This window comes from Streptomyces sp. HUAS 15-9, from assembly GCF_025642155.1.
Lineage (GTDB): Bacteria > Actinomycetota > Actinomycetes > Streptomycetales > Streptomycetaceae > Streptomyces.
This window is the reverse complement of the sequence record NZ_CP106798.1, coordinates 4663788-4690015: the sequence shown is the minus strand read 5'-3', so window position 1 is coordinate 4690015 and position 26228 is coordinate 4663788. Positions and strand designations below refer to the sequence as shown.

Here is a 26228-nt window from a genome sequence, read left to right as displayed (position 1 = left end):
ATCAAGGCCCCCTTCCGAGCGGAAAAGAGGCGAAAGCTTCGCCTTCGCCACCCATTGGGCGGTAGGAAAGGTGCCGCGCGCGTCAGCATGCAGATGTCACTCAACGTGACCGGTCGCGATCAGTAGGGAGTGCCGGGTGGGTCAGCCGGAGATGCAGCCCGAGGGTCCGCCTCAGGACGGGCGGGGCGAGGGGGCGGCCGGGCTGCGGCCGGGCGATCTGACCGGGCGGATGTTTCCGCCCGGGGACTGGGGGGAGCCGGCCGAGCGGCTGGACGAGCTGTACCGGTGGGTGGAGCGGGGGGCTCTGGAGACGGCGGCCTGGTACCTCGCGGACCGGGTGTGGAAGCGGCGCGGGGCGCGGGCGCTGCGGGCGGGGACGGCCACGGGGGCCGTGTGCGGGAGCGTGCTGCCGCTGCTGGATCTGACCGGGGTGCTCGGTGGGGGTGCGCCGTGGGGGTATCTGGCGCTGATGGTCGCGGTGGCGTGTGCCGGTGTCGACCGGTTCTTCGGGGTCACGTCGGGGTGGATAAGGGACGTGGCCACCGCGCAGGCCGTGCAGCGGCGGTTGCAGGTGTTGCAGTTCGACTGGGCGTCGGAGTGTGTGCGGGAGGTTCTGGGGCCGGCCGAGGGCACGGCGAGTGAGGCCACCGAGCGGTGTCTGGGGGTGCTGCGGAGGTTCTCCGAGGACGTGACGGAGTTGGTGCGGGTGGAGACTGCCGACTGGATGGTGGAGTTCCGGACGGGGTCCGCGCCGTTGGGGATCCAGGCGGCCGTGGCCGGGTCCGGGGGGCGGGGGGAGTCGGGGGGGTTGCCTGGGCGGTTCCCGTTGCCGCCGGGGGCCGGCGCCCGGCCCAACATGCCTCGGCAGCGGCCGCCGGAGCCGCGATAGGTTTCACGTCCGGTGCTGATGAGGTGCCCTGTGCTGGGGCTGGGCGGGGGTGGGTCGCGCAGCCCGGCGCTGCGGGGTGCCTCCCCCAAGCTCTCGGCTTCGCTCGAGCAGGGGGGACCCCCATCGCCCACCCGTGCCGCCCTGGGGGTCCCGGTGGGGTCACCGTACGGGCGCCCGGAGGGACAATCCGGTCTCGTCGGCTGAAGTTCGCTGGGCGTTCAACGAGCTCGCGGATAAAGGGAGTTGGCCCTCACCACATCACTGCTTCGTGTAGGTCAGGCTCTCCCCGTTGCCCTGCTTCGCCCGCCGCAGCCGTCCGTCCGACAGCAGCGTGACCTCGGTGGCCTCGCCGGGCGAGCAGGACGAGAGCGGCTCGCCGGAGGAGACGGTGGACGGGCCGATCTCCAACGGGCCGTTGCCGCTGGGCTGTTCGGCCAGCTCCGCGGTGAAGACACAGTGGTAGCTGCCGCCGCCTGCGACGGGCCCGTCGGCGACCAGTGTCAGGACCGTGTCCCCCACGTCGCCCTGCTCGATGGTCAGTTGGCGGGTGTTGTGCCCGGTGGCGTTGTCGATCGACGTCTCCCAGGTCCCCAGGTAACCGGCCGGGATCGTGCCGTCCGACGGTGCCGAGGAGGTGGGCTGCGAGGTCGTCGGGTCGGGCCCGGAGGTGGTCGGGCCGGCGGTCGTGGGCGCGCCGGTGGTCGGGCCGGGGGAATTGGTGCCCCCGCCCTTGTCGTCGCTGCCGCCGCCCTTCATCAGGGCGTACACCGAGCCGCCCGCGGCGAGCGCGACGACCAGCGCGATCACCACGAGGAGTGCCGTGGACCGGCCGCTCTGGCGCGGCTCCCGCGGCGGAATGCCGCCGGGTCCGTACGGCGGGGTCGAGCCCATCGGCGGCGGGCCGTACGGCGGGGTCGAGCCGACGCCGCCCGCGTACGGGTTGTACGGCTGCCCGGAACCGGGCCAGGCACCGGCGCCGGGCTGCTGCGGATGGCCGTAGGCGGAGGGCTGCGGGTGCTGCTGCGGGTAGCCGTACGCCGGGTGGACCGGGGGCGCACCCGGCGGGGGCGTCTGGCCCGGGGCGACCATGGTGGGCAGGTGGTTGACCCCCGGTCCGCCGCCGTTGGGGCGCGGGTCCCCGGGCGGGGGCGGCGCGGAGGCGTCGTCGGAGGCGGGCGCGTGCTCGGGGGAGGAGCCGGGCGCGGGGGCGTGCCCGGGGGCGAGCCGGGTGCGGGGGTCTGCTTGTGGATCCACGCGGGGGCGGGGTCGGGCGTACCGTCCCCCCCGGGGCCGGGCGCGGGCCGGCCGGGCACAGACGCGGGAGGCGCGGGAGACGCAGGCGGAGCCGACCGGGAATCGGCCCCTGCCGGACCCTCCGCCGCCCCCTCCGGATCCTCGGCCTCCAGCAGCTGCACCGCGTGCCGCCCCAGCTGGGCCACCAGCGCACCCGGCAGCCACGGGTCCCGCGAGCGGCCTCCGGACACCGTGTCCTCGGCGCCGGTGCGCTCCAGGATCCGGTCCAGCGTCGGCCGGGCGGCCGGGTCCTTCTTCAGACAGTCGCGCACCAGGTCGGCGATGCCCTCGGGCACGCTCTCCAGGTCGGGCTCCTCCTGGGCGATCCGGAACATCAGGGCGTGCACCCCGCTGTTGGCGGTGCCGAAGGGAAGCTTGCCGGTCGCCGCGTAGGCGAGCACGGAGCCGAGGCAGAAGACGTCGCAGGCGGGCGTGATCCGGTCGCCGCGCACCTGCTCGGGCGCCATGAAGCCGGGCGAGCCGACCAGGGAGCCGGTGCGGGTGAGCCCGTCCCCGGCCAGGGTCTCCAGGGCCCGCGCGATACCGAAGTCGATGACACGCGGCCCGTCGATGGTCACCAGCACGTTGGACGGCTTGAGGTCACGGTGCACGATCCCGGCGGCGTGGATGTCCTTGAGCGCGTGCGCGAGCCCGGCCGCCAGGATCCGTACCGAACGCTCGGGCAGCGCTCCGTGGTCGTGCCCGACCACCTGCTGGAGGCTGGGTCCGGCGACATACCCGGTGGCCACCCACGGCACGGCGGCCTCGGTGTCCGCGTCCAGCACGGGTGCGGTCCAGTGGCCGCCGACCCTGCGCGCGGCCTGCACCTCCTGTCGGAACCGGGCCCGGAACTCCTCCTGCTCGGCGAGCTCCTCGCGCACCAGCTTCACGGCGACGGTACGGCCCCGGTCCGACCGGGCCAGATACACATGCCCCATGCCGCCCGCGCCGAGCCGAGCCAGCAGCCGGTACGCGCCGATGCGCTGCGGGTCACCGGGCCCGAGCTTCTCCATGGCTGCGCCGCCTTCCCCCCGTAGGTGTGCAACGAACCGAGAATAGTGCGGTCGTGAGGGTGGTCGCGCGGGGCGGTGTCTACGGTTCCGTAACAGACAATCTGTCGTGGAAACCCCCCTACCAGGGAACAGGTCGCCGATACCGCGTTCGCTGCGCGGACATTTACGCTCGCCCGCATGACCCCTCAGCCGAATCCCGAAGCCGGCGCCGCCGTGAAGGCCGCGGACCGTGCACACGTCTTCCACTCCTGGTCCGCCCAGGAGCTCATAGACCCGCTCGCCGTGGCCGGCGCCGAGGGGTCGTACTTCTGGGACTACGACGGCAAGCGCTACCTCGACTTCACGAGCGGGCTCGTCTACACCAACATCGGCTACCAGCACCCGAAGGTCGTCGCCGCGATCCAGGAGCAGGCCGCACGCCTGACCACCTTCGCGCCCGCCTTCGCCGTCGAGGCGCGCTCGGAGGCGGCCCGGCTGATCGCCGAGCGGACGCCGGGCGACCTGGACAAGATCTTCTTCACCAACGGCGGCGCGGACGCCGTCGAGCACGCGGTGCGCATGGCCCGGCTGCACACGGGCCGCGCGAAGGTGCTGTCGGCGTACCGCTCGTACCACGGCGGTACGCAGCAGGCGGTGAACATCACCGGTGACCCGCGCCGCTGGCCCTCCGACAGCGCCACCGCCGGTGTCGTCCACTTCTGGGCGCCCTACCTCTACCGCTCCCGCTTCTACGCGGAGACCGAGGAGCAGGAGTGCGCGCGGGCCCTGGAGCACCTGGAGACGACGATCGCCTTCGAGGGTCCCGGCACCATCGCCGCGATCGTCCTGGAGACGATTCCGGGCACCGCGGGGATCATGGTTCCGCCGCCCGGCTATCTCGCGGGCGTGCGGGAGCTGTGCGACACGTACGGGATCGTGTTCGTCCTGGACGAGGTCATGGCCGGGTTCGGACGCACCGGTGAGTGGTTCGCGTCCGACCTGTTCGATGTCGTGCCCGACCTGATGACCTTCGCCAAGGGCGTGAACTCCGGATATGTGCCGCTCGGCGGTGTCGCCATCTCCGGGAAGATCGCGGAGACCTTCGGCAAGCGGGCCTACCCGGGCGGTCTGACGTACTCCGGCCATCCGCTGGCCTGCGCCGCCGCCGTCGCCACCATCAATGTGATGGCGGAGGACGGTGTCGTCACCAACGCGAAGAACCTGGGCGCGAGCGTCGTGGAACCCGGCCTGCGCGCGCTGGCCGAGCGGCACCCGAGCGTCGGCGAGGTGCGCGGCGTGGGCATGTTCTGGGCCCTCGACCTGGTGAAGAACCGGGAGACCCGGGAGCCGCTGGTGCCGTACAACGCGGCGGGCGAAGCGAACGCGCCGATGGCCGCCTTCGGTGCCGCCGCGAAGAAGAACGGCCTGTGGCCCTTCGTCAACATGAACCGCACGCACATCGTGCCTCCCTGCAACGTGAGCGAGGCCGAGCTGAAGGAGGGCCTCGCGGCCCTGGACGTCGCGCTGAGCGTGGCCGACGAATACACGGTGTGAGTGACGACCGCAACACCGAAGCTCACCAGGGGGAACTCGAACGCGTAAGGTGACGTGCTCGTAGATATGGACGAGCACGTCACCCATACGCGTGAGGAGAGCCCCCGACCATGCCCGGCAACGGTGCCGTGACCCGCAGTACCTTGCGGCAGCAGATCGCGGACGCGCTTCGTGACGAGGTGCTGGCCGGCCGGCTCCAGCCGGGCCGGGCGTTCACGGTCAAGGAGATCGCCGACCAGTACGGGGTCTCGGCGACGCCGGTCCGTGAGGCGCTGGTCGACCTGTCCGCGCAGGGCATCCTGGAGGCGGACCAGCACCGCGGCTTCCGCGTCCCGGAGTACTCGCTCGACGACTACCGCGGCATGATCGAGGCGCGCAGCCTGGTCACCGACAGCATGTTCCAGGCCCTCGTCGACGGCCGCAAGCCGTTCGCCGACCCCGAGGAGCCCCGTACGGCGAAAGCCCTCGCCGCGGTCCGGCGGCGCGGCGAGGAGGCCCAGCGCGCGTCCGCCGCCGGTGACCTGACCGTGCTGATCGGCTACGACCTGCGCTTCTGGCGGGAGTTGGGCGCCCTGTTCGGCAACCCCTATCTCGCCGACTTCCTGAACCGGCTGCGCGTCCAGTCCTGGGTGTGCGCGGTGCAGCACCTGCGCCGCCTGCCCGATCTGCGCGGCCGCCTGTGGTCCGGGCACACCGAACTGGTGGACGCCCTGGCCCGCCGGGACCCCGCGGGCGCCCGAGCGATCGTCGCCGGGTACAACGCGCACGCCCTCGCCCTCATCGAGCGGCTGGCGGCCGGATGAGCGGCCGCCGCACCGAGGTGGTCGACCTCTCCGTGGTCATCCCCGCCTACAACGAGGAAGAGCGTCTCGGCCCCACCCTCGAGGCCGTCACGGCCTATCTGAGCGACAACGCGGGCCGCTGGGGCGAGTGGGAGGTGATCGTCGCCGACGACGGGTCGACCGACGGCACCCGGGAGGTGTCGGCCTTAGGGCACCCACGGGTCCAGCTCGTCACCAGTGACCGCAACCGCGGCAAGGGCAATGCCCTGCGCCTCGGGGTGGCGGCCTCGCGCGGCCGCCGGGTGCTGGTCACCGATGCCGACCTGGCGGCCCCGATAACCGAGTTGGAGCGGCTCGACAAGGCGCTCAGCGAGGGGCACACGGCGGCGATCGGCTCGCGTTCGGTGCCGGGTGCGGCGATCGACAACCACCAGCACCGGGTGCGCGAACTGCTCGGCCGTGCCGGGAACTTCCTGATACGCGCGACGGCCGTGCCGGGCATACGGGACACCCAGTGCGGTTTCAAGCTGTTCGAGGGCGACCGGGCCCGTGAGGCCTTCGCCGCCTCCCGGCTCGACGGCTGGGGCATAGACGTGGAGGTGCTCCAGCACTTCCACCGGAGCGACTGGTCCGTGGCCGAGGTCCCGGTCCGCTGGAGCCATCAGCCCGGCTCGAAGGTCGGCCCCCTCGACTACGCCCGCGTCCTCACCGACCTGGCCCGGCTCAGAGCCCGCGCCGTGCGGCCCGCCGACCTCCTGGTCACCGTCCTCTTCCTGCTGATGGCGGTGGCCCTCTACTCGGGCCGTGTCCTCGACCCGGACCACCGCTATCTCCCCGACTCCCTCCAGGACCAGAACCAGTGGGAGTGGTTCTTCGCGGTGACCGCCGACAACGTCGCCCATCTGCGCAACCCCCTCTTCACCGATCTCCAGGGCTTCCCCGACGGCGTGAACCTGATGGCCAACACGGTCATGCTGGGCCTGTCCGTCCCCTTCGCGCCGCTCACCCTCGTCGCGGGCCCCGCCATCGCGCTGAGCGTCTGTATGACGCTGGGCCTGGCCGCGACCGCGGCCGCCTGGTACTGGCTGATCGTGAAACGGGTCGTACGGCAGCGGGCGGCCGCCTTCCTGGGCGCCTCACTGGCCGCCTTCGCGCCCCCGATGGTCAGCCACGCCAACGCGCACCCCAACTTCGTGATCCTCTTCATGATCCCGCTGATCATCGACCGCGCCCTGCGGCTGTGCGCGGGCACGCGGGTGGTGCGGGACGGGGTCGTGCTCGGCCTGATGGCCGCCTACCAGGTCTTCCTGGGCGAGGAACCCTTTTTGCTCGCCGCACTTGGCATGACCCTGTTCGCGGCCGCCTACGCCGTCGTACGGCGGGACGTGGCGCGGCAGGCCTGGCGTCCGCTGCTGAAGGGCCTGCTGATCGGCGCGGCGGTCTGTCTCCCCCTCGTCGCCTATCCCCTGTACTGGCAGTTCACCGGCCCGCAGAGCTATCGAAGTGTCCTGCACGGCGACAACGCGGGCAACAGCCCCCTGTCCCTGGTCGCCTTCGCCGAGCGCTCGCTGTTCGCGGGTGACGCACAGACGGCGAACTCGCTCTCCCTCAACCCCACCGAGCAGAACGCGTTCTACGGCTGGCCGCTGGTCGCCCTGGCCCTCGCGATTCTCGTACGGCTGTGGGAGCAGGCCCTGGTCAGGGCGCTGGCGTTCACCGCGGTGGCCGCCGCGGTGCTCTCCCTCGGCCCGAAGATCCGCTTCCCGCTCACCGACACCGTCTACCCCGGCCCCTGGGCCCTGCTGGCCGACAAGCCGCTGTTCGAGTCGGTGATCGAGGGCCGGGTGGCGATGGTCTGCGCCCCGGCACTGGGCATGATGCTGGCGATCACGGTGGACAAGCTGGCGGCGACCCGTGCCGTGGGCACGATGTACTTCGGCTTCCTCGGCGTCCTGCTCGCCCTGGCCCCGCTGGTCCCGGCGCCGCTGAAGGCCGAGGAGCGGGCCGAGGTGCCGGCGTTCTTCACGGACGGGACCTGGAAGTCGTACGTCCGCGAGGGCGAGTCCCTCGTGCCCGTGCCGCTGCCCGACTCCGGCTCCGCGGAGGCCCTGCACTGGCAGACGGCGGCCCATCTGGGCTTCAGGATCCCCGGCGGCTACTTCAACGGCCCGTACGGCGAGGACCGTATCGGCATCTACGGCGCCTCTCCGCGCTACACCTCCAACATGCTCCGGGACGTGCGCTGGACGGGCGTGGTCCCGATCATCGGCAAGAACTGGCAGGCGCAGGCCGAGCGGGACTTCGCCTACTGGAAGGCGGGCGCCTTGGTGGTCGTGCCCCAGCCGAATGACGACAAGCTGCGCACGGCCCTGCACAAGCTGACCGGCCGTGCCGGAAAGTGGACGCACGGTGTGTGGGTATGGGACCTGCACGAGGGAGGCCAGGGCCTGTCCGGCGGATCAGGCCGGAGAAATCCAACGGCAACGGATCAGCGAAGGTGAGCGGGGTCTGGTGTGTGCAGCTGCAAGGCGGAGGAGGGCGTCGACGCGGAGCGTCGGCAACCGACGACAACGCCGCAGATGCGCGTGCCAGACCCCGCGTCTCCGGCAGGATCCGCCGGGCAGGCCCTGGGCCTGCGCCGCACGGACTACCCTTCCCTGACTACCCTGCAATGCGTGTACGCGTGCTGATGCGAGGAGCTCTCTTTGGCCTGTGACCTGTGGCTGGTGCCGCTCGTGGACGTCCTGTGCCACACCCCGGACAACCCCTTCGCCGAGGAACTCGCGCAATACAACAAGGTGCTCGCCGAGGCCGGGCTCCCACCGGTGCCGGTGTACCAGTACATGCCGGGCCTGTCCGGCGAGGTCGCCCCGGTGGCCGGCTTCGACTACGACGCGCTGCACTTCCTGCGCCGGGTCTATCTCCTCCAGATGTGCGGGCTGCCGGTGACGCCGGTGGACGAACTGGGCGGCGACTACGAGCAGCTCCTGGAGATGTTCGAGTCCACCGCCCAGCAGTCGCACCTGGTCTGGCACTACGACCACGCGGGCGCCTACGTCCCGGTCGACTTCCCCAACCCGCTGTCCAACGAGGAGCTGCTGGCGAGCGGCGGCCCGCTGGGCTCCTCCCAGACGCTGCTGCGGGAACTGGAGTTCGTCGCCCCGTCGATCGGCATCGATCCGGCCAACCCCCCGGCGGCACCGGAACCTCCGCGTGGCCCCACGGAGCTGGAGGAGCCGGCGGTCCCACCGCCGTACGACCCCAGCCCCTTCGCTCGCGAACGGCACGTCTGGCTCGGTCTGCACGCGGCCGCGACCAGGAGCCTGGCCCAGGGGTCGATGATCGTCTTCAGCTGACCGTCAGACCGCCACCTCGGCGAGAACCGTACGCAGCAGCAGTGTGTGCACGAGACGGTCGGGGGCGGGGGGCGGATGGCGCCGGCCCAGTGGCCAGGTCGGGCCGTACAGCGCGGGCACCGGGATGTAGCTCACCCGGTCCGGCCCGCAGGTCAGTCTGGTCACCTCCTCCGGCCAGGCGTGACAGGCGGTGCTCCCGGCCGCCACGAGGAAGTAGACGCAGCGGCGCCCGGTGACCGCCTCGATGACCGGCCCCGGGTCACCGCCGGTCATCTTCGCCAGCCGGTCGGCGAGGTCACGACCCCGGTGGGCGGTGGGGCGCGGCAAGGCGAGTGGCGTTCACGCCGGGCCGGCTCAGCGACTTGCGGCCGGTGGGGGCGGGGCGCGCGTCAGCGCGGTGGTGGCACCACCCAGCCCCCGCACCCCACCCCCACCGGCCATGACCCGCCGAGCCGACCCGGTGCCCCGGCCCCGGTTGTCGCGTCCCCGCCCACCGGCCTCAAGCCGCTGAGCCCACCCGACGCCCACCCCACCCCACCCACCACCCGCAAGCCGCCAAACCCACCCGGCGTGCCCCCGCGCCCACCGGCCTCAAGCCGCTGAGCCCACCCGGCGTGCCACCACCCCGCCGCCGCGCCCCATCGCCCCGGTCCCGGGACGCAGCCGACGGTTGCCCGTGAACTCTGTTGGCCACCCGTCTTTCCGGGCCGCTCGCTCGCTTCTGACCCGGGCTGGAGCGAGGCGTGTCAAGGGTGGCCCGGAGGGCCATCGCCGTCAGGCGACGCGTAGCGCCCTTGACTCGCCTCGCGGAAGCCCGACAATGGCCGAGAAGCGGGCGGTCCCTACGGCCACCGCGCAGCCGACGTTCAGAACACCGGTGTCCCGGCCTGCGTCAGCTTCCAGTTGGCGACAGCGAAGTCCGCCGGATCGAGGCTGCCCTTGGACACCACGTAGTCGATCATCAGCTGGCGGATCTCGTTGGTGGAGCTGTAGGCGATGTCGGCGGACGCGATGTGCGGGTAGCCCGAACCGCCGTTGGCCCGGTAGTTGTTGACGGCGACGACGAAGACCTGGTCGTCGGCGACCGCGGCGCCCTTGTAGGTGAGGTTCTTGATGCGGGAGCCCTCCGGCTGGGCGATGTCAATCTCGTAGGACACGCCCGCCGCGGTGTCGTACATGTAGTCCCAGAAGCTGTTGGCGTTGGTGAGGGTGGAGGTGTCCACCGCCGTGCCCGCCGGGACCTGGTGGTAGTACTTCGCCGCGTACTCCAGGTAGTCCTTGAGCTGGGCGCCGGTGAGCTTCTTGCCGTAGAGGGTGTTGTCGTAGATGTAGAGCCCGGCGATGTCCTTGATGGTCACGCTGCCCTGGGGGATGTCGGCCGTGCGGCTGAACGGCGCGGCGACGGAGATGAGCGGGAGCGCGGCGTCGGCGGCGGACAGGCCTGCCCCGACCGTCTTCATCTGTACCTCGTGGATGAAGTCCATGATGGGGACGTCCTTCCAGCAGGACTCGGCTGCCGAGAGGTCCGCCGTGCAGGTGCCGACGGGGGTGTTGACGTACTTCACGACGAGGTCGTGGTCGGTCTTGAGGAGCCGGGTGATCTCCGGGTCCTCCTCGACGTTGTTGGGGTTGAGGGTCTGGGCCGTCTTGCTCGTGACCTTCCAACGGCCGTGGTGCAGCTCTACCTCGAAGTCGAAGACGCTGAGCCGGTAGCCCCAGCAGTACGGCTCGGAGAGGAGGACCTCCTCGCCCGTCTCCTCGTTCTTGACGGTGTAGGACGGCACCTCGACGTGGGTGTGGCCCACGAGGATGGCGTCGATGCCGGGGACCTGCTCGGCGACGAGGTTGGAGGCGTTCTCGACGTACGGGAGCGAGTCGCCGTAGGAGGAGGAGCCGTCGAGGCCGGAGTGGTCGGTGAGGAAGACGACGTCGCAGCCGAGGGCGCGCAGCCGTGGGACGTACTTCTTGGCCTGCTCGACCAGGCCGGGGAAGACCATCTTCCCGCTGACGTTGTCCTTGTCCCACAGCGCGATACCGGGGTTGGTGAGGCCGAGGATGCCGACCTTGATGTCGGGGGCGCCGGGGACGCAGATGCGCTTCACGGTGTACGGCAGGAACGCGGGCCTGAGGGTCTTGGCGTCCAGGGCGTTGGCGCCGAGCAGCGGGAAGCGGCACTGGCTCTCGAACTTGCGCAGTACCTCGATGCCGTAGTTGAACTCGTGGTTGCCGAGGGCGGCGGCGTCGTAGCGCATGTGGTTCATGGCGACGGCCATCGGGTGCTTGGGACCCCGCTTGCCGTCGGTCCCGGTGATCGGGTCGACGCGGGCGAAGTAGTAGGCCAGGGAGGTGCCCTGGATGATGTCGCCGGCGTCCACGAGCAGCACATGCTCCTCGCCCTTGGCCTCGCGCTGCTGTTTGACGAGGGTGGCGACGCGGGCGACACCGCAGGAGTTGCCGGCCTTGTCCGTGTAGGGGGCGTCCTTGTAGTAGTCCCAGTCGAAGACGTGGCTGTGCAGGTCGGTGGTGCCGAGGATGGAGAACGACCAGGTGCGGGGCGTGTGTCCGGGCTCGTGGTCGGATGCTTCGGCGGTACCGGTGCCGACCGCTCCGGCGGCGACGGCGGCGGCACCGGTGACGGCCGACTTCTGCATGAACTGCCGGCGGTTCATGGGCTGGACGGGCATTCGGGGCTCCTGGAACGGGAGAGGGGCGAGAAACGGCAACTACCCGCGTAGATGCTTGCCCTGCGCCGGTTCCGCGCGGAACCAGGAACAGCCCAAGGGCCGGTCAAGGATGTTCATGTCCATGACCGGCCCCTGGTCGCCGGAGATTGGTCCGGCCGACGACCCGTGAGTCCCGGATGATGACCTGTAAGTCCCGGATGATGACTACAGGAACGAGTTGATCTCGATCGTCTCGTCGCGGCCCGGGCCCACGCCGATCGCGGAGATCGGGGCGCCGGACATCTCCTCCAGCGCCTTGACGTAGTTCTGGGCGTTCTTCGGGAGGTCGGAGAAGGACTTCGCCTTGGTGATGTCCTCGGACCAGCCCGGGAGGTTCTCGTAGACCGGCTTCGCGTGGTGGAAGTCGGTCTGCGAGTACGGGAGTTCCTCGACACGCTTGCCGTCGATCTCGTACGCCACGCAGACCGGGATCTGCTCCCAGCCGGTCAGCACGTCCAGCTTGGTGAGGAAGAAGTCGGTCAGGCCGTTCACGCGGGTCGCGTAGCGGGCGATGACCGCGTCGAACCAGCCGCAGCGGCGGTCGCGGCCCGTCGTCACACCCCGCTCACCGCCGATGCGGCGCAGCGCCTCGCCGTCCGCGTCGAACAGCTCGGTCGGGAACGGACCGGCGCCGACGCGGGTGGTGTACGCCTTGAGGATGCCGATGACCCGGCTGATCTTCGTCGGGCCCACGCCGGCGCCGGTACAGGCGCCGCCCGCGGTCGGGTTCGAGGAGGTGACGAAGGGGTACGTGCCGTGGTCGATGTCCAGGAGCGTGCCCTGGCCGCCCTCGAACAGGACGACCTTGTTCTCCTCCAGGGCCTGGTTGAGGACCAGGACCGTGTCGGCGACGTACGGGGCGAGCTTGTCGGCGTAGCCCAGCAGCTCCTCGACCACCTGGTCCGCGGCGATCGCGCGGCGGTTGTACAGCTTGGTGAGGATCTGGTTCTTGACGTCGAGGGCCGCCTCGACCTTCTGGTGCAGGATCGACTCGTCGTACAGGTCCTGGACCCGGATCCCGACGCGGTTGATCTTGTCCGCGTAGGTCGGACCGATACCGCGCCCCGTCGTCCCGATCTTCCGCTTTCCGAGGAAGCGTTCCGTCACCTTGTCGACGGTGACGTTGTACGGGGTGATGATGTGCGCGTTACCGCTGATCATGAGCTTCGACGTGTCGACGCCGCGCTCGTTCAGACCGCTCAGCTCGGAGAGCAGGACCGACGGGTCGACGACGACGCCGTTTCCGATGACCGGCGTACAGCCGGGAGAGAGGATTCCGGAAGGGAGGAGGTGGAGTGCGTACTTCTGGTCGCCGACGACCACCGTGTGGCCGGCGTTGTTGCCGCCCTGGTAGCGAACGACATAGTCCACCGAGCCACCGAGCAGGTCGGTGGCCTTCCCCTTGCCTTCGTCACCCCACTGAGCACCGAGCAGCACAAGTGCGGGCACGCGCGTACACCCCTTCCGGGCGGGGCATGTCCAAGGTCAGGGGCGTAGGCGTAAGGTTCACCGCCGCGTACCACCGCGACCGCCTTTGGTCGCACAACCGTCGGACCGGATGCCCCGGAATAGACGAAGCCCCTGGCGCAATAGCGCAAGGGGCTCTTGCACAAAGATGCTACCCGAGGAAGCGAGGCAGGACCGAGGTGGCGACCTTCGCGACGTCCGATCAGCTGCTGGTGGTCATCGACCCGGTCGCCCGGCGGACGGACGGCGAGTCCGTACGAATCGCGAAAGACGTGCTCAGCGCGGGTGCGACCACCAAGGTGTGCCTGCCGGAGGGGCCGGAGGAATTCGCCCGCGCCCTGGCGCGGCGCGGCTCGCGGCGCCCCGTGGTGGTCGGCGACGACCGGGCGCTGGTCCGGGCGGTGTCCTTGTTGCACCGGCAGCGGGAGCTGGCCGGATGTGTGCTGTCGGTGGTGCCGGTGGGGGGCGCGCTGGCGCTGGCGGAGACCCTGGGGGTGCCGACGGGGGCGGTGGCCGCGGCACGGGCCGTGCTCGACGGGGTGGAGCGGCGCATGGACCTGCTGGTCGACGACAGTGACGGAGTGGTGCTCGGCGCGCTGCGGATCCCGCCGGTGCCGGTGCGGCGGGCCGCACCGCTGGAGCCGGTGCCCGTGGCTCCGGGCCGCCCTTGGCTGCGGACGACATACCGGTCCCTCGTACGGACGCTGGGCGCCCGCCCCGCCCGGCTCGCCACGTCCGTGCCCGCACCCGGGCCCGCGCGGCTGCGGGTGGAGGTCGACGGGGTGACGCTCGTCGATCTGGACCAGCCGGTGCAGGGCGTCTCGGTGACGACCGGCTCCGCCGGGCTGGCCGAGGTCGAGGTGCGGCCGGCGTCGGTGGGCGCGGAGGCGTGCCCGCTGCGGGCCTCCGGGCGGACCGTGACCGTGGCCGGACCGGACTTCCGGTACCGGGCGGACGCCGGGGTGGCGGGGCCGGTACGGAAGCGGACGTGGCGGGTCGTGGAGGGTGCCTGGGGGCTCACGGTGCCCCAGCGGGCGGGGGCCTGAAAGGGGCCGGGTTCAGCCCTGCCCGAACAGCTGTTCCCGGTGCACCCGCCAGCGCTCCATCATGGCCGCGATCTCGCCGTCGACGAACTCGAAGAAGGCCAGCGTCTCGGCCATACGGCGGCCCGCCGGGGTGTCCGCCCCGAGGCTGACGACCCCCTCGCGCAGGGCGCCCTCCCACCGTTTGATGACCGCCTCACGGTTGGTCAGGGCCTCGTACCACTGGTTGCTGTGCACCCGGTAGCGCTCGCGCCGCGAGCCGGGCTCACGCTCGCGGGACACCATGTGCTGCTGGGCCAGGTACCGCACCGCGCCGGAGACCGCCGCGGGGCTCACCTGGAGCTGTTCACCCAGTTCGGCAGAGCTCATCGCGCCCTCGTCGGAGGACAGGAGCGCGGCGAAGAGCCGGGCCGGCATGCGCTGCATCCCGGCTTCGACGAGCTGTGCCGCGAAGGACTCGACGAACTTCGACACCGCCTCGGGGTCACGCTCCGTATCGGCTGATTCCGTCATGACCGCATCCTATCGGAGCTTCATAGCCTTCCTTAACTTCACAAATTTCTGAAAGAAGCGTACGTTCTGAGCCATGACGAAGGCAATCACCGTCTCCGGACTGCACAAGTCCTTCGGGCGGACACACGCCCTGGACGGCCTCGACCTGGACGTCGAGACCGGAGAGGTCCACGGCTTCCTCGGCCCCAACGGCTCCGGGAAGTCCACCACCATCCGGGTCCTGCTCGGCCTGCTGCGCGCCGACTCGGGCGCCGCGCAGATACTGGGCCGCGACCCGTGGCGGGACGCCGTGGAGGTGCACCGCCGGATCGCCTACGTCCCCGGCGACGTCACCCTGTGGCGCAACCTCTCCGGCGGCGAGGTCATCGACCTGTACGGCCGGCTGCGCGGAGGCCTCGACAAGGCGCGCCGGACCGAGCTGATCGAGCGGTTCGAGCTGGACCCCACCAAGAAGGGCCGCACCTACTCGAAGGGCAACCGGCAGAAGGTCGCCCTCGTCGCCGCCTTCGCCTCCGACGTCGACCTGCTGATCCTGGACGAGCCGACCTCGGGCCTGGACCCCCTGATGGAGGAGGTCTTCCAGCGCTGCGTGGAGGAGGAGCGCGCCCGCGGCCGCACGATCCTGCTGTCCTCGCACATCCTCAGCGAGGTCGAGGAGCTCTGCGACCGGGTGAGCATCATCCGCAACGGCCGCACCGTCGAGAGCGGCTCGCTGGCCGACCTGCGCCACCTCACCCGCACCAGCGTCAGCGCCGAACTCGCGGGACCGCCCAACGGCCTGTCCCACCTCCCCGGCGTCCACGACCTCGACGTACAGGGCCGCCGGGTGCGCCTCCAGGTGGACACGGACAAGCTGGACGCCGTGCTGCGGCAGCTGAGCGAGTCGGGCGTACGGTCCCTGACCTCGACCCCGCCCACACTGGAGGAACTGTTCCTGCGCCACTACCAGGACGAGGTGCCGCGATGACCACCCTCGCGGTACGGGCGCCTGGCGGCACCCGCCAACTGGCCGGCACCGGAACCCTGTTGCGCTTCGCCCTGCGCCGCGACCGGGTGATGATCCCGGTGTTCGTCGCGGTGAACGCGCTCATGATCCTCTCCATGCCGGGCACCCTGAAGTCCCTGTACGACACCACCGCCGAACGTGCCGACCTGGCACGGCAGATGGAGACCAACGCCTCGTTCCGCGCCCTGATCGGCCCGGTCTTCGACACCTCGATCGGCGCGCTGACGGCCTGGCGCGTGGGAGTGACCGCGGCCGAGCTCGTGGCCGTGATGAGCCTGCTGATCGTCGTACGGCACACCCGGGACGAGGAGGAGAGCGGCCGGCAGGAGCTGGTGGCGTCGGGGATGGTGGGCCGCCGGGCCTCCCTCACGGCAGCGCTGCTGGCGGCGGCCGTCGCGAACGCCGTACTGGCGCTGCTGGTCACGGCCGGTCTGGCCGGACAGGGAACCTCGGGCGCCGTGTCCTTCGGGCTCGGCCTCGCCGGGGTCGGCATGCTCTTCGCCACCATGGCGGCGATCGTCGCCCAACTGACGGAAAGCGCACGGCTCGCCCGGGGGCTGACCTCGGGGGTCCTCGGGGCGGCCTTCGTCCTGCGCGCGGCGGGCGACTCGGCGTCCGACGACGGTTCCTCGGTGCTGACGTGGCTGTCGCCGCTCGGCTGGCTGGAGAACCAGCGGTCCTTCGCGAGCGAACGCTGGTGGGTGCTGCTTCTCTTCGCGGCCGCGATCGCCGCCCAGGGCGCGCTGGCCTACGGGCTCGCCGGGCGCCGGGACGTCGGCATGAGCTTCCTGCCCACGCGGCCCGGTCCGGCGAACGGCCGCATGGGCACGGCGGGCGCGCTGGCCTGGCGGCTGCAGCGGGGCAGCGTCCTCGGCTGGTCGATCGGCTTCTTCCTGGCCGGGGTCGTCTACGGCGGTCTGACCGACGGCGCGGCCGATCTGGTCCGCGGCAACGACCAGGCACGGGAGATCTTCGAGCGGATGGGCGGCCAGAGCGCGTTCACGAACGCGTTCCTCGCGGCGATGGTCGGCATGCTCGGCCTGATCGCCTCCCTGTACGTCGTGGCCTCCGTACTGCGCCTGCACAGCGAGGAGACCTCGGGCCGCGCGGAACCGGTACTGGCCTGCGCAGTGGGCCGCCTGCGCTGGGCCGCGGGCCATCTGGCCATCGCCTTCGGCGGCTCGGCCCTGATCATGCTCCTGGCGGGCCTGGGCTTCGCCGTCGGCTACGGCAAGGAGATTGCCCCGATCCTGGGCGCCTGCCTCCTCCAGCTCCCGGCGGTATGGGTGATCGGCGGGGTGGCGGTCCTGCTCTACGGCATCGCACCCCGAGCGGCAGCAGCAGCCTGGGGAGTGGCGGTCGCCGTCCTCCTGATCGGCTGGGTGGGCCCGGCCCTGAACGCCCCCCAGATCATCCTGGACCTCTCCCCCTTCGGCCACCTCCCGAAGCTGCCGGGCGGCGAGATGCAGTGGACCCCGGTACTGACCCTCGCGGGACTGGCGGTGTTCCTGGTGGGCGCGGGGCTGGCGGCGTTGCGGAGGCGGGACATCACGACGTGATCACCCGACCTCGACGCTCAACCCCTCCAATCCCCGGATCACAAAGTTCGGCTTCCTTTCCGGCTCCGCCACCAGGCTCAGACTCGGGGCCTGCTCCAGCAACGCCTTCATCGAGGCCGCCAGTTCGATGCGGGCCAGTGGGGCGCCGATGCAGTAGTGGATGCCCGCGCTGAAGGATATGTGGGGGTTGTCCGCGCGGGTGAGGTCGAGGGTCTCGGGGGCGGTGAACACCGCCGGGTCGTGGTTGGCGGAGCCGAAGAGCATGGCGATCTCCGCGCCCCTGGGGATCGTCGTGCCGTCGATCTCGATCTCGTCCAGCACCCAGCGCTCGAAGAGCTGGAGCGGGGTGTCGTAGCGCATCAGCTCCTCGATGGCCGAGGGGACCAGGGAGTGGTCCGCGCGCAGGGCGGCCAGCTGGGCCTGGTTGCGGAACAGGGCCCACCAGCCGTTCACCGTCGCGTTCACCGTGGCCTCGTGGCCCGCGTTGAGGAGCAGGACCGCCGTGGAGATCATCTCCTGCTCGGTCAGCCGGTCGCCCTCGTCGTGAGCCGCGATCAGGCCGGAGATGAGGTCCTCGCCGGGCTCCTTGCGGCGCGCCGCGATCAGCTCCCTGAGGTAGTCCGAGAACTCCACCGACGCCTGGACCGCCTTCGCCGCCGTGTCCTCGGAGGGATTCAGCTCGTACATCCCGCAGATGTCCGCCGACCAGGGGCGCAGCTGGGCACGGTCCGACTCGGGGATGCCCAGCATCTCCGCGATCACCGCGACCGGCAGCGGCTCCGCGACGTCCTTCAGCAGATCGCCGCCGCCCACCGCCACGAGGGCCGACACCAGTTCCCCGGCCAGCTCACCGACGTACGGCTTGAGCCGCTCCACCGTGCGCGGGGTGAACGCCTTCGACACCAGGCGCCGGATACGGGTGTGGTCCGGCGGTTCGAGGTCGAGCATCCCGTGGTCGTTCAGGACGTGGAACGGCTCGTGCTCCGGCGGGGGCGCCGTGCGGCCGAAGTCCTCGTGCGAGAACCGGTGCTGATACGTGCGACCGAGGCGGCGGTCCCGCAACAGCGCCGAGACGTCCGCGTGATGCGGGACCAGCCACTGGCCGGTCGGTTCGTAGTGGATCACGCGGCCCCTCGCCCGCAGCTCGGCGTAGGCCGGGTACGGATCGGCGAGGAACGCCGGGTCCCAGGGGTCGAAGGCGAGATCGGAAACAGCTGCCATGGACGGACGCTAGCCCGGTTCCTCCCTCCATGACCAGGGGTCTCTCACCCCGGCGTGACCAGTCGCGCCTCATAGGCGAACACCGCCGCCTGGGTGCGGTCACGCAGGCCCAGCTTCACCAGGATGCGACTGACATGGGTCTTGATCGTGGACTCGGCGACCACCAGCCGCTCGGCTATCTCCGCGTTGGACAGGCCCTGGGCTATCAGGACCAGCACCTCCGTCTCCCGCTCGGTCAGGTCCCCGTACGCCGACTGTCCGGTGGGGGCCGGCCGCGGTGCCTCGAACAGCCGCGAGAACTCCGTGATCAGTCGCTTGGTGACCGTGGGGGCCAGCAGCGCTTCACCCGAGGCCACCACTCGCACCCCGTCGGCGAGCTGGCGCGCCGAGGCGTCCTTCAGCAGGAAGCCGGAGGCCCCCGCCCGCAGCGCCTGGTACACATACTCGTCGAGGTCGAACGTGGTCAGCACCAACACCTTCGCCGTACCGTCCGCGGCGACAATCTCCCGCGTCGCCTCGATGCCGTTCAGCTCGGGCATCCGGATGTCCATCAGTACGACGTCCGGGGCGAGTTCCCGCACCCGCTCGACGGCCTCACGACCGTTGACGGCCTCGCCGACGACCTCGATGTCCGGCATCGCGTTCAGCAGGACCGAGAAGCCCTCACGCACCATCATCTGGTCGTCCGCAATCAGTACGCGGATCGTGCGAGTCGTCATGCACCGTTCCTGTGGTCGTGCCCGTCGCGTCGGTCGTTACCGCGGTCGTCCCGGTCGGGCTCGAGAGCGACCGGGAGGAACACCGTCACCTCGTAACCCCCGTCCTCGGCCGGCCCTGCCGTCATCTCGCCGTTCAGCATGGAGACCCGCTCCCGCATCCCGGTGATCCCGTGTCCGGCGCCCGGTGACGGCTTCACCAGGTCCGGCGCGGGCGGCGGGCCGTTGACTATGCGCAGACCGAGCCCGCCGAGGACGTACCCGATCTCGACGCGCGCTTTCGCCCCCGGCGCGTGCCGCAGCGAGTTGCTCAGTGCCTCCTGCACGATTCGGTACGCCGACAGCTCGACGCCCTGCGGGAGTTCGCGCACCGCGCCGGTCACCGTCTTCTCCACTTCGAGCCCGGCCTCCCGCACATTGTCGAGCAGGGAGTCCAGATCAGCGAGGGTGGGCTGGGGGGCGTCCGGTGCCTCGTAGTCCTCGGCGCGGACCACTCCCAGGACACGGCGGAGCTCGGTCAGTGCCGCGACCGCGTTCTCCCGGATCGTGGCGAAGGCCTTCTCCAGCTCCGGCGGCGGGTTCTCCACCCGGTACGGCGCCGCCTCCGCCTGGATGGCGACCACCGACATGTGGTGGGCGACCACGTCGTGCAGTTCGCGGGCGATCGTGGTGCGCTCCTCCAGCAGCGTGCGGCGGGAGCGCTCGTGCGCGGTCACCGTCTGCTGGGCGGTCACCTCCTGCACGGCGTCCCGGCGTATGTGCCAGACCGTGACGGCCAGCAGGATTATCGCCGAGAGCACGAGCATCGGTCCGGCGTTGGTGTTGAGATGGCCCCCGCCCAGGGTGGCCTCGACCACGAAGCCGTAGCCCGCGGTCAGCACCCACATCCAGGCCGCCGCACGCGGGCGGGTCCGTATCGCCACCACCGTGAGCACCACGAGATGGGCGAGGAAGCTGCCCGGCAGCCACGGCCAGTCCATCCAGGACGAGCCCACGATCGAGCCGGCCGCCGTCGCCGCCAGGGACAGCCAGAAGGCTCCCACCGGACGGGCCAGGGTCAGCAGGACCGGAAGCAGTGCGAGGAGACCGCACAGCACGGCTGCCCCGCCGCCGGTACCACTGCCCACGAACCCGATGAGCATCGCCAGCGCGCCCGCGGCGGCCACCAGCATGTGCGCTCTCCACGCCGAGTACTCCCGGGCGCGACCGGTGAGACGGCGGGTCAGCCGGCCGTCGACACGCATCCGGGGCAGCGGGACATACGCGAACGCGTCGTGGAACAGGTCCTGCCGCAGCCCCCGCAGGGCGTCCGCGACAAGCCGGAACTCCGGGCTGCGCGGCCTGGCGGCTGCGCCCGGCGGTGTCGTCTGCATGTGCGTCGTCTCGGTCACGATGAAAACGGTATGCGGCGGCCGGGGTCGCGGTCGTCACCTCTGAGAGGGTCCTTGGGAATCCGTCTCAGGTACTACTCGGGGCAGGCCACGGGCGGTCTCAGCGGGTACCGGGGCGGACCAGGCCCGACTCGTAGGCGAACACCGCCGCCTGAGTGCGGTCGCGCAGGCCCAGTTTCACCAGGATGCGGCCGACGTGGGTCTTCACGGTCTGCTCGGCCACCACCAGCCGTTCGGCGATCTCCGCGTTCGACAGGCCCTGGGCGATCAGGGCCAGCACCTCCGTCTCGCGCTCGGTCAGGTCGCCGACGCGTTGCCTCAGCGGGGCGCGACGGGGGCCGTCCAGGCGGGAGAACTCGGCGATCAGACGGCGAGTGATGCCGGGGGCGAGCAGGGCGTCTCCGGCGGCCACCACTCTGACCGCCTCGGCGAGTTGGTCCGCGGAGGCGTCCTTGAGCAGGAAGCCGGAGGCGCCGGCACGGAGCGCCTCGTAGACGTACTCGTCCAGGTCGAAGGTGGTGAGGACCAGGACCTTGACGGCGGGGTCGTCGGTGGTGATGCGGCGGGTGGCCTCGATACCGCTCATTTCGGGCATGCGGATGTCCATCAGGACGACGTCCGGGGTCAGTTCGGACACCTTGGCGATGGCGTCCCTGCCGTCCACCGCCTGCCCGATCACGTCGATGTCGGGCTGGGTGTTGAGCAGCACCGTGAAGCCCTGGCGGACCATTTGCTGGTCGTCGGCGATCAGCACGCGGATGGGGTCCGGACCGACGGGTGTCATGGGGTCTGGGCTCCTTCGTCGGGGGTGGGCACGTGGCCTTCGGTCGCGGGGGCGGGTGGCTTCTGTGGGGGGATTCCGCCGTCGGCGGCCGCCGGGTCAGTGGGAGGCAGGGGCGGCCGGGCCACGCATGCGTCCTTGGGCAGGAAAGCCGTCACCATGAAGCCACCGTGCAGGGTGGGGGTCGCCGTGACATGGCCGCCCAGCATCGTCGCACGTTCCCTCATGCCCAGCAGGCCGTGGCCCGTGCCCGGGGAAGGGGGAACCGGCCGGTCGGGGCGGGAGTTGATGACTCCCAGGTGAACGCCCTCGGAGAAGTGGCTGACCTCCACCCTGACCTTGGAACCCGGTGCGTGGCGCAGGACGTTGCTGAGGGCCTCCTGGACGATCCGGTACGCGGACAGTTCCACGCCGGGCGGGTAGGGGCACGGTTCGCCGGCGATGTCGGTGACCACGTCCAGGCCGGCGGCCCGGGTGTTCTCGATGAGGGCGTCGAGCCGGTCGAGGGTGGGCTGCGGGGAGTCCGGGGCCGGTTCGTCCGGGTTCTCCGAGCGCAGGACGCCCAGCACCCGGCGCAGTTCGGTGAGTGCCTCCAAGGCGTTCTGGCGGATGCCGGCCAGGTTCTCCTTCAGCTCCTCGGAGGGGTTCTCCACCAGGTGCGGGGCCACCTGAGCCTGGATGGAGATCACCGACATGTGGTGCGCGACCACGTCGTGCAGTTCGCGCGCGATACGGCTGCGCTCCTCCAGCAGGGTGCGGCGGGCCCGCTCCTCCGCGGTGATCGTCTCCTGCTCGACCAGCTGGGTACGGGCCTCGCTGCGGGCGCGCAGGGCAGTGCCCACCAGAACGGCCACGGAGAAGACGGCGACCGCGACCAGGCCGGTCGCGCTGTATCCCACCCCGCCGATGACACCTTCGACGACGAAGGTCGCCAGACCGGACACCGCCAGTGCGGCGACCGCCCTGCGGATCGGGAGCCGTAGGGCGAGAACGAAGAACACGAAGGCGTGGGCCAGGACTTGAGGGGTCGCCCAGGGCCAGTCGGGGCCGGGCTGCGGGGCGTCGGCCAGGGCGGGGCGGGCCGCTGTGGCCGTGGCGACCATCGCGGCGAGGGAGATGCCCCAGGCGGGGACCGGGCGCGACTGGGACAGCACGACGGCCAGGCCCTGGGCGAAGCCGGCCAGGAGACCGTCCTCCGTGTTGAACCCGTAGGAGGTGGAGAGTTCGTCGCCACCGGCCAGGGTGATGCCCAGGGCGATCCACGTGGCGATCAGGTACTTCAGGATGTGGAGCCAGCGGCGCGTTCGGGTGCGCAGGCGGTTGAGGAGCGTTTCGCGCGCGGGTTCGGGTGCGCGATTGGGTGCGGGGGCGGGTTCGCCTGCGGTTTCGGGTCCGGGTTCGGGGGTGGGCGCCGGGACTTCGGCCGGGTGGGGTGGCGTCTCGCCGTCTGCGGCCGTCGGGTCCGTGGGGGTCATCTCGGCCACCTTAGGCATGGCGGGACTTCTTCGGTTCCGCTCGGTGCGGGTGGGAGTGGCGGCGGATCACCCGGGAAGGGCGGTTCCTGGGGCGGCGCGGGCCCTGTTCGTAGGAGCGGAAGGCCGTCCAGCACAGGGTCAGGGACAAGGCGAACAAGGGGAGGCAGGCCAGCCGGGCCGCCACCCAGGTCAGCTGGTCGGGGACGGTGTGCAGGCCGGGCAGCGGGCCGGCCGGGAGGGTCGCGGCCGTCGTGGCCATGAGCGCCGTCTGGTGCCAGAGGAAGATCGTCATCGCGGAGAGGTTGACCAGCGCCACCGCGGCCCAGGTCACCGGGCGGGCCATCGCACGGCGCAGCCGGTCGCGGAGCAGCAGGGCAAGGCCGCACTGGGCCAGTCCGAAGGTGACGGCCGCCAGGGTCGGGGGGTTGAGATTCGAGATCGCCGTGCCGGGGACGCCGACCATCGACGCCGGATAGCCCGCCCACACGACCAGCACCGCGGTGACCACCGTACCGCCCGCGAACAGGACCCAGCCCGCTCTGCGGCCCTCCAGCTCGCCGCGGGTCCAGGCCGCGCCCAGGGTGTAGGGCACCAGCCAGCCCGCCGCCACGTTCACCCAGCCGAGCCAGGACGGGACGCCGCCCAACCCGAATCGGAGGAGGTCCACGTGGATGACGACGGCCAGGGGCCACAGCGGGTTGAGTCGGGTCACCAGCGGGGTCGCCGCCGTCAGGGCCGCGAAGACCAGCAGGAACCACAGCGGGGACAGGGCCAGTTTGACGAGGGTGTGGATCGTTTCGAACCGGGCGCCCGAGACGAGCAGGCCCGCCGCCGCCGCCGTCCACAGGGTCAGCAGCGCGGCCACCGGCCCGAACAGCCGGGACAGGCGGCCGCGCAGCCACTCGCCGTAGGTCGTTCCGCGTGCCCGGGCGGAGGCATGGCCGCGGGTCGCCACATGGCCACCCACCAGGAAGAAGACGGCGAGAGTCTGGAAGGCCCAGGAGACTGGCGCCAGCCAGGGCATGTGCTGCAACGGACTTGCCGCGTGCAGCGAGCCGTCGTCCGCGACCAGGGCCGTGACCAGCCAGTGGCCGAGGACGACACCGAGGATCGCCATGGCGCGCAGGGCGTCGACGGCACGGTCCCGGGAGGCGGGCGTGGCGGTGTCCACACGGCGGGCGCCCTGCCGTATCCCGTTCAGCATCCCTGTCGGCGCGCGGCGCAGGGTCGGCTCACGCATGGGTCACCTCTGAGGTCTCGCCGAGGGTGATCCGGGCCAGGTTGGCGAGGACGGTCGAGCCCGGAGTGAAGTAGCTGCTGTGGTCGGCGTCAGCGGCGTCGAAGACGCGGGCGCCGAAGGCCGGGGAGACCGGGTCGGTGCCGAAGCCGATGGTGGTGTCGAACAGTTCGGTGCTGACGTGCGGGACATCCGCCACCCAGTCGTCGGAACCACGGGCCGCCCAGATACGGGCCGGCGTGTTCAGCGCGGCGGCGGAGCCGGCGCCGGTGCCGGGGCTGCCGACGAGGACGAGGTCGTCGATGTCCAGGCCGGCGGCGGCGCGGCCGCACACGACCGAGCCGTAGGAGTGGCACACGGCGGAGACGCGCGGCTCCTCGCCCACGACGTCGCGCACCTCTCGTATGAACGCGCGTAGTTGGGGCGCGGCCTGTTCGGCGCAGCTCGTGGTGGTGACCGTGGTGCTGATCGTGCCCGGGGTGTCGTAGCCGAGCCAGGCGACGACCGCCACCCGGCTGCCGGCGGGCGCGCGGCGGGTGAGCTCGGTGTACAGGGCGGCCGCGGCTCTGTGGAAGCGGTCGTAGGTGTCTATGGAGGTGTCGGAGCCGGGGACCAGGATCGCGATGCGCTCGGCACGGGCCAGGTCCCCGAGGACCTCCGTGGCCCGGCCGGAGCCGCGGCCGTCGAAGACGAGCAGCTGCCGGGACGGGGCGGCCAGCGCGCGGTCCGCGGCGGCGCGGTGACGGTCGGCGTGCGCGGCCGCCATACCGGCGGCTTCGGCGGCGTTGGCACGGTTGGCTGCGTACGCCTCCCCCAGCGTGGCCGCCGTCGGCGGGGCGAGGACGGCCGGGGCCGGGGCGGGGACCTCCGGTCGGGCAGCGGCGGAGAGGGGGACCACGACGGCGGCGGTGATGAGCACGGCGAGGAGGGCGCGGGGCCATCGGTGGGCGGCGGGGCGCATCGTTCCTGAGCCTCGGCGCCTCTTGCCGGTTCCTTCGTCTGCGGGCCGTTCGCGCTCGGTTCGCTCCCCCGCAGCCCCCGTCACCTGCCCCATGGCACCGTCCCCTCCAGTCCCCCGCCCGGTCGTCGGGCTCGTCTGGATGGGAAATTACGGATCGGGACACGTCGTTCGCGTCCCGCCAGGGAACTCTTCTCCTGCGTAGCTCTCAGGTACTACGGGTATGACCGGGTCGCCTCCTCGGAGGCGCCGGCACAGGCGCTGTCACAGGCCCTGTCACCACGCCAGCTGCGCAATCTCCTCCGCCACCACCGCACACGCGTCCGCCGCGGGATCGATCAGCGGGAAGTGACCGACGTCCTCCAGGAGCGTCAGCCCCACGACCTCCCCCGCCTTGGCCGCCGCCTCCGCGTACGACTCGGCCACCGCCTGCGGCACGACTACATCCGTACGGCCCTGCACGAGCGTGGTCGCGATACCGGTGGGCAGCAGGAGGGCCGGGTCCGCGTACGGCTGACGTTCCGCGAACTTCTCCTCCCCACCCAGGAGTTGGAGTGACGCGTTGCCGCAGACATCGAGCTTCTCCGCGACCGCGAAGTCCGCGATGGGGGCGAGGGCGACCACACCGCGCAGGGGGGTGGGCCGGTCCGTGCGCCAGGAGGCGTCGGCGGGCAGGACGTGCCGGGCGGCCGCCCACAGGGCCAGCTGGCCGCCCGCCGAGTGGCCGGTGAGCACGGTGCGGCGCGGGTCGGCCTGCGGAAGCAGCTCGTGGACGAGCGCGGGCAGGGCGTCCAGCGCGGCGGCGACGTCGTCGAAGGTGTCCGGCCAGCGACCGGCGACCGGGCCGGCACCGCCCTGGGCCGGGATCGCGCTGCCGCGGCGGTACTCGACGTTGGCCACGGCGAAGCCGCGGCGGGCCAGGTAGTCGGCGAAGGGGGTGATGTGGCGGCGGTCGTACGGTGCGCGCCAGGCCCCACCGTGCAGAACCACGACCAGAGGGGCGAGGGAGGCCGGTTCCGAGGGCTCGGCGCCGCGCGGGGTGTAGAAGTCGATCACCTGGTCGGGATGGTCGCCGTACGTCGCTGTGACGTCGGGGTCGACCGGCGGGTGTGAGAAGGCCGACTCCTCTTCGGCGGCGGCGCGGGCTGCTGCGGCGTCGTCCGGCATGCTCCAACCTCTCAGCGGTGTAACGGGTTTGGCGGACCAGGTGGGAAATCGGCCGTTGGCGGGGACGGTATCAGGCCGATGACATGCGGGGACACGGGGATGTCA

At 71.5% G+C, this 26228-nt stretch carries 22 protein-coding genes; 8 read left to right on the top strand and 14 right to left on the bottom strand.

From position 1 onward, the window contains the following. Positions 1 to 136: 136 nt before the first annotated feature. The gene (locus N8I87_RS21685; protein ID WP_263210910.1) at positions 137 to 889 is read left to right on the top strand and encodes an SLATT domain-containing protein; all 753 of its coding nucleotides are present in this window, start codon (positions 137 to 139) and stop codon (positions 887 to 889) included. Positions 890 to 1147: 258 nt separating this feature from the next. Here N8I87_RS21685 and N8I87_RS44415 read toward each other — a convergent pair whose 3' ends face one another. Further along, a complete protein-coding gene (locus tag N8I87_RS44415) occupies positions 1148 to 1699 on the bottom strand; it encodes a hypothetical protein (protein ID WP_411577267.1) in 552 nt (183 codons plus the stop codon). Continuing rightward, positions 1693 to 3195: a serine/threonine-protein kinase gene (locus N8I87_RS21680; protein ID WP_411577266.1), complete on the bottom strand. Its 1503-nt coding sequence runs from the start codon at positions 3193 to 3195 to the stop codon at positions 1693 to 1695. Before N8I87_RS21680 ends, N8I87_RS44415 begins: the two co-directional genes overlap by 7 nt. A gap of 177 nt (positions 3196 to 3372) precedes the next feature. Between N8I87_RS21680 and N8I87_RS21675 the strand changes: the two genes are divergently transcribed. From N8I87_RS21675 to N8I87_RS21660, 4 genes are all read left to right on the top strand, one after another. Continuing rightward, entirely contained in the window at positions 3373 to 4728 is a 1356-nt protein-coding gene (locus N8I87_RS21675; protein ID WP_263210908.1) for an aspartate aminotransferase family protein, read from the top strand. A gap of 110 nt (positions 4729 to 4838) precedes the next feature. Further along, the gene (locus N8I87_RS21670; RefSeq protein WP_263210907.1) at positions 4839 to 5531 is read left to right on the top strand and encodes a GntR family transcriptional regulator; all 693 of its coding nucleotides are present in this window, start codon (positions 4839 to 4841) and stop codon (positions 5529 to 5531) included. Further along, entirely contained in the window at positions 5528 to 8011 is a 2484-nt protein-coding gene (locus N8I87_RS21665; RefSeq protein WP_263210905.1) for a dolichyl-phosphate beta-glucosyltransferase, read from the top strand. Before N8I87_RS21670 ends, N8I87_RS21665 begins: the two co-directional genes overlap by 4 nt. 204 nt (positions 8012 to 8215) lie before the next feature. Beyond that, positions 8216 to 8866, top strand: coding sequence for a putative DNA-mimic protein (locus tag N8I87_RS21660; protein ID WP_263210903.1), 651 nt, complete (start codon positions 8216 to 8218; stop codon positions 8864 to 8866). Positions 8867 to 8869: 3 nt separating this feature from the next. Here N8I87_RS21660 and N8I87_RS21655 read toward each other — a convergent pair whose 3' ends face one another. The 3 genes from N8I87_RS21655 to N8I87_RS21645 form a co-directional block, all read right to left on the bottom strand. Then, positions 8870 to 9193, bottom strand: a complete 324-nt coding sequence (locus N8I87_RS21655) for a hypothetical protein (RefSeq protein ID WP_263210901.1) — start codon at positions 9191 to 9193, stop codon at positions 8870 to 8872. Between the two features lie 539 nt (positions 9194 to 9732). Next, positions 9733 to 11550 (bottom strand): bifunctional metallophosphatase/5'-nucleotidase, encoded by a 1818-nt coding sequence (locus N8I87_RS21650; RefSeq protein WP_263210900.1) that lies wholly within the window; start codon positions 11548 to 11550, stop codon positions 9733 to 9735. 204 nt (positions 11551 to 11754) lie between these two features. Next, on the bottom strand, positions 11755 to 13038 hold the full coding sequence (locus tag N8I87_RS21645) for an adenylosuccinate synthase (RefSeq protein WP_263210898.1): 1284 nt from the start codon (positions 13036 to 13038) through the stop codon (positions 11755 to 11757). A gap of 197 nt (positions 13039 to 13235) precedes the next feature. Here N8I87_RS21645 and N8I87_RS21640 point away from each other — a divergent pair, with 197 nt between their 5' ends. Then, on the top strand, positions 13236 to 14102 hold the full coding sequence (locus N8I87_RS21640; protein ID WP_263210896.1) for a diacylglycerol kinase catalytic domain-containing protein: 867 nt from the start codon (positions 13236 to 13238) through the stop codon (positions 14100 to 14102). A gap of 12 nt (positions 14103 to 14114) precedes the next feature. Here N8I87_RS21640 and N8I87_RS21635 read toward each other — a convergent pair whose 3' ends face one another. Continuing rightward, positions 14115 to 14612, bottom strand: coding sequence for a GbsR/MarR family transcriptional regulator (locus N8I87_RS21635; protein ID WP_263210895.1), 498 nt, complete (start codon positions 14610 to 14612; stop codon positions 14115 to 14117). Positions 14613 to 14685: 73 nt separating this feature from the next. On the opposite strand from N8I87_RS21635, the gene N8I87_RS21630 reads away from it, so the two are divergent. Together N8I87_RS21630 and N8I87_RS21625 are read left to right on the top strand one after the other, a co-directional pair. Continuing rightward, positions 14686 to 15579 (top strand): ABC transporter ATP-binding protein, encoded by an 894-nt coding sequence (locus N8I87_RS21630; RefSeq protein WP_263210894.1) that lies wholly within the window; start codon positions 14686 to 14688, stop codon positions 15577 to 15579. Then, positions 15576 to 17177, top strand: a complete 1602-nt coding sequence (locus N8I87_RS21625) for an ABC transporter permease (protein WP_263210893.1) — start codon at positions 15576 to 15578, stop codon at positions 17175 to 17177. The genes N8I87_RS21630 and N8I87_RS21625 overlap by 4 nt, the downstream gene beginning before the upstream one ends. On the opposite strand, the gene N8I87_RS21620 is transcribed toward N8I87_RS21625, so the two are convergent. The 8 genes from N8I87_RS21620 to N8I87_RS21585 all read right to left on the bottom strand — a co-directional run bounded on the left by N8I87_RS21620 (position 17178) and on the right by N8I87_RS21585 (position 26123). Then, complete coding sequence (locus N8I87_RS21620) at positions 17178 to 18398, bottom strand: cytochrome P450 (protein ID WP_263210891.1); 1221 nt, start codon at positions 18396 to 18398, stop codon at positions 17178 to 17180. Between the two features lie 44 nt (positions 18399 to 18442). Next, complete coding sequence (locus N8I87_RS21615) at positions 18443 to 19117, bottom strand: response regulator (RefSeq protein WP_263210890.1); 675 nt, start codon at positions 19115 to 19117, stop codon at positions 18443 to 18445. Next, positions 19114 to 20505: a sensor histidine kinase gene (locus N8I87_RS21610; RefSeq protein ID WP_263210889.1), complete on the bottom strand. Its 1392-nt coding sequence runs from the start codon at positions 20503 to 20505 to the stop codon at positions 19114 to 19116. The genes N8I87_RS21615 and N8I87_RS21610 overlap by 4 nt, the downstream gene beginning before the upstream one ends. Before the next feature lie 100 nt (positions 20506 to 20605). Then, positions 20606 to 21289 carry a response regulator gene (locus tag N8I87_RS21605; RefSeq protein WP_263210887.1) on the bottom strand — a complete coding sequence of 228 codons (684 nt, stop codon included), beginning with the start codon at positions 21287 to 21289 and terminating at the stop codon, positions 20606 to 20608. Next, positions 21286 to 22761 carry a sensor histidine kinase gene (locus N8I87_RS21600; RefSeq protein ID WP_263210885.1) on the bottom strand — a complete coding sequence of 492 codons (1476 nt, stop codon included), beginning with the start codon at positions 22759 to 22761 and terminating at the stop codon, positions 21286 to 21288. Before N8I87_RS21600 ends, N8I87_RS21605 begins: the two co-directional genes overlap by 4 nt. Before the next feature lie 10 nt (positions 22762 to 22771). Beyond that, positions 22772 to 24001 (bottom strand): acyltransferase family protein, encoded by a 1230-nt coding sequence (locus N8I87_RS21595; RefSeq protein WP_263210884.1) that lies wholly within the window; start codon positions 23999 to 24001, stop codon positions 22772 to 22774. Next, entirely contained in the window at positions 23994 to 24959 is a 966-nt protein-coding gene (locus N8I87_RS21590) for an alpha/beta hydrolase family protein (protein WP_263210883.1), read from the bottom strand. Before N8I87_RS21590 ends, N8I87_RS21595 begins: the two co-directional genes overlap by 8 nt. A 273-nt stretch (positions 24960 to 25232) precedes the next feature. Then, positions 25233 to 26123 carry an alpha/beta hydrolase family protein gene (locus N8I87_RS21585; protein WP_263210882.1) on the bottom strand — a complete coding sequence of 297 codons (891 nt, stop codon included), beginning with the start codon at positions 26121 to 26123 and terminating at the stop codon, positions 25233 to 25235. Positions 26124 to 26228: the final 105 nt, after the last annotated feature.